General features: G+C 69.1%; 7 protein-coding genes. 3 read left to right on the top strand and 4 right to left on the bottom strand.

Translation table 11 applies throughout. The annotated features are described in order from the left end of the window. Positions 1–93 precede the first annotated feature (93 nt). Positions 94–1,005: an NADP-dependent oxidoreductase gene (locus ACZ5IK_RS22145; protein WP_465489358.1), complete on the top strand. Its 912-nt coding sequence runs from the start codon at positions 94–96 to the stop codon at positions 1,003–1,005. Between the two features lie 57 nt (positions 1,006–1,062). Here the strand turns inward: ACZ5IK_RS22145 and ACZ5IK_RS22150 are convergent, their stop codons facing one another. The 4 genes from ACZ5IK_RS22150 to pstC are packed head-to-tail and all read right to left on the bottom strand — an operon-like array spanning position 1,063 to position 5,595. Beyond that, positions 1,063–2,616 (bottom strand): substrate-binding domain-containing protein, encoded by a 1,554-nt coding sequence (locus ACZ5IK_RS22150; RefSeq protein ID WP_465489359.1) that lies wholly within the window; start codon positions 2,614–2,616, stop codon positions 1,063–1,065. Continuing rightward, on the bottom strand, positions 2,613–3,431 hold the full coding sequence (locus ACZ5IK_RS22155) for a phosphate ABC transporter ATP-binding protein (RefSeq protein ID WP_465489388.1): 819 nt from the start codon (positions 3,429–3,431) through the stop codon (positions 2,613–2,615). The genes ACZ5IK_RS22150 and ACZ5IK_RS22155 overlap by 4 nt, the downstream gene beginning before the upstream one ends. A gap of 23 nt (positions 3,432–3,454) precedes the next feature. Then, a complete protein-coding gene (pstA, locus tag ACZ5IK_RS22160; RefSeq protein ID WP_465489360.1) occupies positions 3,455–4,606 on the bottom strand; it encodes a phosphate ABC transporter permease PstA in 1,152 nt (383 codons plus the stop codon). Beyond that, on the bottom strand, positions 4,606–5,595 hold the full coding sequence (pstC, locus tag ACZ5IK_RS22165; protein WP_410663559.1) for a phosphate ABC transporter permease subunit PstC: 990 nt from the start codon (positions 5,593–5,595) through the stop codon (positions 4,606–4,608). The genes pstA and pstC overlap by 1 nt, the downstream gene beginning before the upstream one ends. Before the next feature lie 257 nt (positions 5,596–5,852). On the opposite strand from pstC, the gene ACZ5IK_RS22170 reads away from it, so the two are divergent. Continuing rightward, the gene (locus tag ACZ5IK_RS22170; RefSeq protein ID WP_465489361.1) at positions 5,853–8,207 is read left to right on the top strand and encodes a hypothetical protein; all 2,355 of its coding nucleotides are present in this window, start codon (positions 5,853–5,855) and stop codon (positions 8,205–8,207) included. Further along, positions 8,204–9,130 (top strand): sortase, encoded by a 927-nt coding sequence (locus tag ACZ5IK_RS22175; RefSeq protein WP_465489362.1) that lies wholly within the window; start codon positions 8,204–8,206, stop codon positions 9,128–9,130. The genes ACZ5IK_RS22170 and ACZ5IK_RS22175 overlap by 4 nt, the downstream gene beginning before the upstream one ends. The last annotated feature ends 56 nt before the right edge of the window (positions 9,131–9,186 follow it).

The raw sequence follows: 9,186 nt of genomic DNA on the forward strand, positions 1-9,186 counted from the left end.
GCTTAGAACGTCACACCGACAACTCTTGACCTCCAGCTAACTGGAGGGATGAGGCTGGGTTCCGACAGCTGGGGAACGAACTGGAGGAACAAGATGAAAGCGGCCGCGTTCACGGAAGCCGGTGGCCCGGAGGTACTGCGGGTGCTGGAGCTGGAAGAGCCACACGCCGGGGCGGGGGAGGTCCGGGTGCGGGTGAAGGCGGCGGGGGTGCAGCCGTACGACGCGGCCGTTCGGGCGGGCTGGGAACCCTCAGGGTTCGATCTGCGTTGGCCGCGTGTCCCGGGGAACGAGTTCGCCGGGGTCGTCGACGAGGTCGGTTCCGGGGTTACCGGCCTCGTCGCGGGGGCCGAGGTGCTCGGTTTCACCGCCGTTCAGGCCTACGCCGAGTACGTCGTGGTGCCCGCGGAGAACGTCACGGCGAAGCCGCCGGAGATGCCGTGGGAGGTCGCGGGCGGCTTCACGGCGGGAACGCAGACGGCGTACCTGGCGCTCGACGCCCTGCGGGTCGCCCGCGGCGAGACGCTGCTGATCCACGGGGCGGCGGGCGCGGTGGGCACGGCCGCCGTCCAGCTCGCCGCATTGCGCGGCGCGCGGGTCATCGGCACGGCTAGCGAGGCGAACCAGGAGTACGTCCGTTCGCTCGGCGCCGAGCCGCTGGTCTATGGCGACGGCCTCGCCGATCGGGTGCGTGCCCTCGCGCCGTCCGGGATCGACGCGGCGCTGGACGGGGCGGGCGGTGTCGCGTTCGATCTCTCGCTGGAACTGGTCGGGAATCCGGACCGCGTGCTCACCCTGGTCGACCACGCCCGCGCGCCGGAGGCGGGAGCGCGGATGGTCACCGGAACGCGGTCGGCCGAGCGCCTGGGGATGCTGGCGTCGTTGTACGCCAAGGGGGAGCTGCGGTTCCTGGTGCGGCGGACGTACCCGTTCGGCGAGGCCGCGGCGGCACATCGGGAGATCGAGACCGGGCACGGGCGCGGCAAGGTCGTGCTGACCTTCCCGTGAACCTCGTGAGTGGTAGGGACGGTTCTAACCGTCTTTACCACTCACGAGACGTGGCCCTCAGGCTCTCCGCAGCTTCCGGATCACCCCGCGCACCACCAACGGCGCCACGATCGCCACGAACAGCACCAGCGCCGCCCAGCCTCCGAAGCCACCGAAGCCGCCTTCGTCGTAAGCCGCCGGTGCGGCCTCTCGCCAGTTCTTCGAGCCGCCGCCCGCCGATTCCTCGTCGGGACCGGCCGTCGCGGTCGTGACCTTGTCGCCGGTGGCCGGACCGGTGGCCGGACCCGCCGACTTACTCGGCCCGGAGCCGCCCGGCCCGGCGGCGGGCTTGCCGTTCGGGTTGAGGATCCCCGCGGCCACCAGCGGGTCGGGCGGGCTGCTGGCGCCCGCGCCGAGGCTGCCGCGGAAGGTCGGGTTGCCGCAGTTGCCCGCGTTCAGCTGTTTCGGCGGCTGCCCGGTGAGCCGCGAGTTGGAGTTCATGATCTCCTGCGACAGGTTCGGCGGCAGTGGCGAATAGCCGATCCGGGCCATGTTGATCTGGCCGTCGCACGCGACGTGCTCGAGGAACGCGGTCATCGTGTCCGTCTTGCCCTGGTCGCCGTAGCCGCCGCGGCAGGTGTCCCGGCCGGTCGTGCAGGGCATCATGATGTAGGAATACGCCGAAATCGGGTACGTCTTCGGGTCGGCGTTCGAGTAGACCTTGTCGAGTTTCTGGCTGAGGTCCGGGCGGAGTTCTGCGAACTTCAGCGCGGACGCGATGTTCTCCGCGTAAGGCTGGGTGTACTGGCCCGCGCCGTTCTGCACCCACGCCGACGGCACGTTGTGGCGCTGCGCGTAGGCGAATTCGTCGTAGGCGACGGAGAACGGGATGGTCGCTTTGCCGATGGCCTGCGCGATCTGGTCCGAGTCCGCGAGCAGCCGGTACCAGTCGGCGTCCGGTCCCCGTTCGGGCAGCTGGATCGGGCGCACCCCGGAGGGCAGGCTGCCCATCCCGTTGCCGACGTTGCGGGAGACGAAGCGCTGGTAGGCGTCGGGCGCCGCATACGCGATGAAGTCGTAGAACAACGCCGTCGTCCCGGACTGCCCGGTCCGCCCGACCAGGGTGATGGGCTGGTCCGGCAACGACTTCCCGCCGTTGGTCGCGGTGATCGCCGGATCGCTCCAGCGGGTGATGTCCCGGCTGAAGATGCGGCCGATCACCTCGCGCGTGAGGTGCAGGTAGTCGACCCGCTTCCCGGCCTGGTCGGTCACGTTGTACATGACGGCGACAGCACCGGCGACGTCCGGCACGTACTGGTAGCCGCGGGTCTGCGCGGTCACCCCGCCGCCGCCCGCCGCGAGGAGCGACGAGACCTCGGCTTCGGTCCCGCCGAAGTCGACCGTCCGGTCGCCGTACTGGTTGACCCCGGCGGGCGAGTTGGTGGCCGAATAGTTGACCGGGATACCGCGCGACGTCGCGCCGTTCTGCCAGTCGGTCATCGCGACGCCGACGTAGCTGGACCCGGAACCGGTGACCCTGCTGAGCGCCGCCGCGCCGGGCGCGCCCGCCACCGAGAGCGACAACAGCAGCGCCGAGACTCCGACCAAAGTGACCAGCCTGCTCGTCCTCATCCGAATCGCCCGTTCACGTAGTCGAAGGTGCGTTCATCCGATGGCGCGTTGAAGATCGTGTCCGTCGGACCGTGTTCGATCACCCGGCCGGGTTCGTTCTCGGCCGCGAGGAAGAACGCGCAGTGATCCGAAACCCGTTGTGCCTGCTGCATGTTGTGCGTGACGATCACGACGGTCACCTCGTGCCCGATCTCGGCGATCGTCTGCTCGATCCGCCGGGTGGACGTCGGGTCGAGGGCGGAGCACGGCTCGTCCATCAGGAGCACGTTCGGCTGTACCGCGAGAGAACGGGCGATGCAGAGCCGCTGCTGCTGTCCGCCGGACAGGGCGCCGCCAGGGGAGCTCAGCCGGTCACGGACCTCGCGCCACAACCCGGCGCGTTCGAGACTCTGTTCCACGAGCGCGTTCTTGTCGTCGCATTTGACGCCGGCGAGCTTGAGCCCGGCGAGCACGTTGTCCCGGATGGACATCGCCGGGAACGGGTTCGGCTTCTGGAAAACCATGCCGATGCGCAGCCGGACCTGCTGGGGCCGGGTTCCGTCGGCGTAGATGTCCTGGCCGTCCAGCAGGACTTCGCCGGTCAGGGAGGCCGACGGCACGAGTTCGTGCATCCGGTTGAGGATGCGCAGGAAGGTCGACTTGCCGCAGCCCGACGGGCCGATCAGCGCGGTCACCTCCTTGGCGGGCATCCGCAACGACACGCCTTCGAGGACCAGCCGGTCGCCGAACCAGGCGCCGATCTCCCGCGACTCGAGTGCGGCCGCACCGGGCGGGGGGCCACCGGTCAAGGCGACCTGGGGCCTGCTGGTGTCCACATCGGACAATTCGGTGGTGTCGGTCACCGGTTCTCCTGTGTTCTCAAGGTCTTCTTCGAACTCTTGGCCTTGCGCTTCGACCGGTCACGCCCGACGAACCTGGCGATCGCGAACAGGCTGAAGATGAGCAGGATCAGCACGAGCGCGCCGACGTAGCCGCGCTGCTGGACGTTTTCCAGCGGCTGCTTGATGAAGCGGTAGATGAACAGCGGGATGCTCTCCTGCGGAGCGGAGAACGGGTTGGCGTTCATCGCGAGCGACCCGAACGAGGTGAACAGCAGCGGTGCCGTTTCCCCGGCCACCCTGGCGATGCCGAGGATGACGGCGGTGGTGACCCCGGTACGGGCGGTGGGCAGGACCACCGACCACACCGTCCGGGCCCGGCTCGCGCCAAGTGCCAGCGACGCCTCGCGCAGACCGTCGGGCACCAGCCGGAGCACCACGTCCACGGTCCGCGTCACGGTCGGCAGCATGACCATCGTCAACGCCAACGTGGCCATCAAACCGTTGTAGCTGAACAATCCCACGCCAGCCTGGATGCCGGGGATGATCAGTGCCGCGTAGATGAACAGACCGGCCACGATGGACGGGAGACCGCTCATCGCGTCGACCATGATCCGCACCGGGCGGCGGAACCTGGACCGCGTTTCGTTGAGGAAGATCGCGGTGAGCAGGCCCAGCGGGACGACGAACACCAGGGTCAGCGCGGTCTGCTGGAGGGTGCCGACCACCGCGTGCAGCCCGCCGGTCGCGGTGACCGGATCGGTCGGCGCGACCGCGGACATGTCGTGGGAGAAGAAGGCCAGGCGCAGGTAGGGCGCGCCCTCGATGACGATGTAGGTCAACAGGAACAGCAGCGGGACGAGCAGCGTGAGCGCTCCGGAGACCACGACGGTCGAGACGATCCGGTCCGACGCGGCCAGCCTGCCCAGCCTGTCGCGGGTGACTAGGTAGAGCATCGCCAGGTACAGCAGGTAGGCGACGATCAGATCCGCCAGCCAGCCGGGGGATTCCAGCAGCAGATGCATGACGAACCAGGTGAGCAGCGTGGCCGACACCGCACAGCCGAGCGCCGCCAGCCTGTCCTGCCGGGTGGTCTCCGACGGGCGGCGTTTGACGAGTTTGCGCGGGCCGGGCGTCACCGGAGGAGTCAGTGTTGTGGTCGTCGTGGTCATCAGGCATCCACTCCCGCACCGGACCGGCTCTTCGAGATGATCACCGACGCGGTGAAGTTCGTGGCCAGGGTGAAGATGAACAGCACCAGGCCCGCGGCCATCAGCCCGGACAGGTAGAGCCCCGACGCGCCCGAGTTGTTGGCGATGAACCCGGAGATGGTCGCGCCGCCGAACTGCAGGACGTGCTGCGTGATCTCCGGAACCTGGGGCAGCAGAAGGGAAACGGCGATCGTTTCGCCGAGCGCGCGGCCGAGCCCGAGCATCGAGCCGCCGATGATCCCGCCCCGGCCGAACGGCAGCATGACCGTTTTGACCATGCCCCAGCGCGTGCTGCCCAGCGCGAGCGCCGCTTCCTTTTCCCCGGGCGGAGTCTGCGCGAACACCTCGCGGATCACCGAGGTCGTGATCGGGAGGACCATCAGGGAGACCACCAGCCCGGCGATGAACATGGACTGGATGTAGAGCGTGTTCTCCTTGGACGCGAACAGCGGGAACCAGCCGAGGTTCTCGGTCAGCCACGTCGAGACCGGGACGATCTGCGGCCCGAGGAAACTGAAGCCCCACAGGCCGTACAGCAGGCTGGGGATGGCGGCGAGCAGGTCGACGAGGCCGGTGAGGAAACCGCGGACCCGGCCGCTGGAGTACTCGGTGATGAACAGCGCCGCGAGGATGCTCAGCGGTACCGCGATCAGGACCGCGATGAGCGCGACCACCACCGTGCCGTAGAGCAGGCCCAAGACGCCGAGTACGCCCGAGGCCGGATCGAACCGGATGGTACCGAAGAAGCCGAAGCCGCTGTTCTCGAAGGCGGGCCCGGACCGATACACCAGGAAGAAGCCGATGACCAGGAGGATGCCCAGCATGGTCAGCCCGGCGCCGGTGGTGACCCGGCGGAACGCCCGGTCGGCCCGGGAAAGGACTTCGGTGATCGCCCGCCGCACCGGTGCTCCCGGTGGGGACGGGTCGGGCCGGGGTGGCGCGACGGTCACGAGCGGCCTTCCTTCGTCTCGGTGAGCAAGGGAATTGAGGGCACACCACGTCGCCCCTCGATGCGGCCAGTATGTGGTGCCCGATACCGGGAAAGGTGTCCACGCGGAGAACGCCCGACGGGGCGCGTGTGAATCTGTGCCGGGGCGGGTCCGGGGACGGTTGACCCCGAACGGGCGGCTCGGGGACGTTGGTTTCGGCGAGGTTCGTGAACGAGTCCCGCTCTCCGCCGTATGCCCGCGCACCTTGGGAGTCGTCCGTGTTCTTCGTCCGTGCGAGACAAGTCGGGATCTTGCTGATCTGCGGGGTGCTGATGGTCACGGGAGTGTCCGTCCCCGCGGCACAGGCGCAATCGCCGGCAAACCCGGCCTACACCCTCAAGACCGAGCCCGCGGAGCTGTCGGCGGCCCGGAACGGCGACCCGGTGCGGATCACGGTGTCGGGGTTGGCGGGCGGTGCTCAGGCGTCCCTGAAAGTCTGTCCCAAGGTCCTGCCGGACAACTTGATCAAGGTCGCCGGTAAACCGCCGTGGGCGCGGGACAACACCGTCAGCGCGCGGGTCAAGGCCTACTGCGGGGAATTGAAGGACGAGTTCATCGCGAATCCGGCGCATATGGACAGCGCCACGGGACGCCGGAGCAGCAGAACCGGCGATATCGTCATCGACACCCAGATTCCCCTCGGTGCCTCCACCCCGAAAGCGATTATCTGGGACCCGCAGTACACCACCTTCAACAAAAACGCCGAAGGTCAAGCGGACAAACCTCCGGCGGTTTCCTGGGCGGACAATCCCGACGTCGTCGATCCGGCGACCGGCGCCAAGACCCGCAAGAAGTATTCCTTCCGGTGCGATGAGCAAAATCCCTGTTCGGTCGCGGTCACGATCACCGCGAAGAACGCCGACGGCGCGTTCGTGACCTGGATCGACAGCTCGATCGAATTCACTCCGACGCAGCAGGAGATCGGCGTCAAGGGCTGCAAGGGCGCCGGTCAGAACACGATCAGCGCGAGCATGCCCGAACGGCTGGGGCGGGCCGCGGTCGCCTGGAACCAGGCTCTCTGCGCGCCCACCCAGGCCGAGCAGCCGGCGAACATCGTGAGCGAGACGGAGAACGCCGGACTCACCGCGTTCGACAAGGGCACCTCCGACCTCGTGATCACCGGCAGCGGGGGCGCGCTCGCCAGTCAGGCCGTGCGCGACCGGCAGTACATCCCGGTCGGGATCAACGCGGCGGTCGTGGCCGCGGTCGGCTGGTCGCCGACCGACAGTGACGACAACGGCAATTCGCTCAACGCGAAGTTCAACGGCACCCTGCGGTTCACCCACGACGAACTGGCGAACATGGTCACCAAGGGCGGCCAGCAACCCGACCTGGACGGCCGGGGCGGCATCTTCAGGAACGGCTCCCCGCTGGTCGGCCGCAACCCCGGGCTCGCGGCGGTCACGAGGGAGAACGAGGCGAACGCGGCCAGCGCCCGGGCCGGCGCCGAGAGCCTGGACTTCTTCGGGGTGACCGGGGAATCCGGACCGGGCACCGTGCCGCTCGCGTTGAGCAAGGTCCTCTCCGGGTCCGCGCCGACGGCGTGGGTGTTCCCGAAGAAGGGCACCGAGTACTTCGGTGAGCTGGACGGGAAATCGCCGGGGGTGATCTCCGATCTGAACGTGCTCGATCCGGGCGCCCGCTCACTGCACAACGTCGACGCGAAGACCGGTCAGCTCGCCGTGCGCAAGACCGTGCAGAACGGCGTCGTAGGCACGGGCTTCGTCTGCACCGGCGGGTGCATGAGCTGGGTGATCACCGATCTCGCGACCGCGCGGGCCTACGGCTGGGCGCCGGTCGCGCTCCCGGACGGCAAGGGGAACTTCGTCGCACCGACCAAGGAAAGCCTGCAGCTGGCGGCGGATTCGATGCAGGTCGGGGCGGACGGGACGGTGCAGCCGGGCACCGTGACCAAGGACGGCGCGTACCCGCTGACCTTCGTGGAGTACCTGGCGGCGCCGGTCAATCCGCTGATCGACGCGACCTGCAAGCCGATGACCGCGAAGCAGGCGCAACTGAAGGCGGTCGCCGAGATGGCGAGCGGCTACGGGCAGGCACTGCTCCCGCCGGGGATGACCCCGTTGAGCCCCGGGCTGGCCGCCGCCGCTCCCGTACGGGCGGCGAAGATCGGCACCGGGACGGTCAAAGACGCCTGTCAGGAAAGGGAAGAAGCGAAGAATCCGCCGGCGGCGGGTGGAACCGGTGCCACGCCGGCAGCCAACTCTTCGTTGACCGGTCCCTCCGGTGGGCCGGGTTCGACGGCCGGGACGTCGGGGACGGCCGCCGCCACGGGGCCCGCCCCCGCGGCCGCGCCCACCCCGGAGAGCGTGCTGGCGGCCAAGAACCTCGCCGAGTCGATCGACATCCCGAAGTTCGCGGGGGCCGGGGTGCTGGGCGCCCTCATCCCGCTGGTGGCCCTGGTGATCCTCGCGACGCTGCCGTCCGCGACGGCGTACGTCGCCGCCGGGCGTCCGGTGCCGCGGTGGCTGGTCGTGGCGCTGGCCGAGATCGGGGCCGCGTTCGCCATGCTCTTCGGTCTCCTGCGGCGTAAATCGGCCGGTGAGGTGGCGTGAGCACTTCCGTCGAAGGCAGGCACGCGGCGCCTGAGCAGCCGCCCGCGCCGGAACCGGAGACCCGGTTCCTGAGCTTCGGTCCAGGCTGGATCGGCGCCGTCGTCTTCGCCTGGCTGGTCACCACGCTGGTGGCGCTGGCACTGGTCGTCTACGCGCTGGGGCCGATGCTGCAGTCGAGCGACCAGCGGAAGGCGCTGGGAGAGATCCGCGGCGAGATCGCGTTGGCGCTGGGTGCCAGCCAAAGCCTCTTCGGCGGCGGCCCGCCCGCCAAACCGGTCGAGTTCGGCAAGCCTGTCGCCGTACTGGAGATTCCCTCGCTGAAGTTGCAGCAGGTCGTCATCGAAGGCGCGTCGAGCGGGGAAACCGCCTCCGGGCCCGGTCATGTGCCGGGAACCGCCGGGCTGGGGCAGCCGGGCAACGCCGCGATCGCGGCGCGCAACGCGGGTTACGGCGGTCCGTTCGGTTCGCTGGACAGCCTCGAATCCGGAGACGAAATCGTCGTCGCGACGACTCAGGGCAAGTCCGTCTACCGCGTGAGCGGAAAGGCCACCCGCCCGCTCGACGAGGGGGCCGACTACGGCAAGACCGAGAACGACCGGCTGACCCTGGTGACGTCGGCGTCCTGGTGGCCGTTGGCCTCGGAAGAAGCGACCGTGGTGACGGCGGTGCTGGAGGGCAAGCCGTTCCGGCCGACCCCGCAGAACGGCAAGGCGGACGCGCAGGACGGCCGGACCGGGGACGGCGACGCGTGGGCCGGGCTCGTGCTGGCTTTCGGCGGTTTCGTGGCGGCGGCGGCCGGGGCGACTTTCCTCTACCGCCGGTGGCGGCCCGTTTCCACCTACGTCATCACCGGGCCGGTCCTGCTCACCCTGGCGTCGTTGGCTGCTTTGGCGCTTTGGCGACTCTTTCCGGCCTGGGCTTAGGCACGCGAGGGATTTCGGGCTTTTCGGACTTGAAATCCCTCTCACGATGTGGATCT

Source organism: Amycolatopsis sp. NPDC031561, from assembly GCF_055580625.1.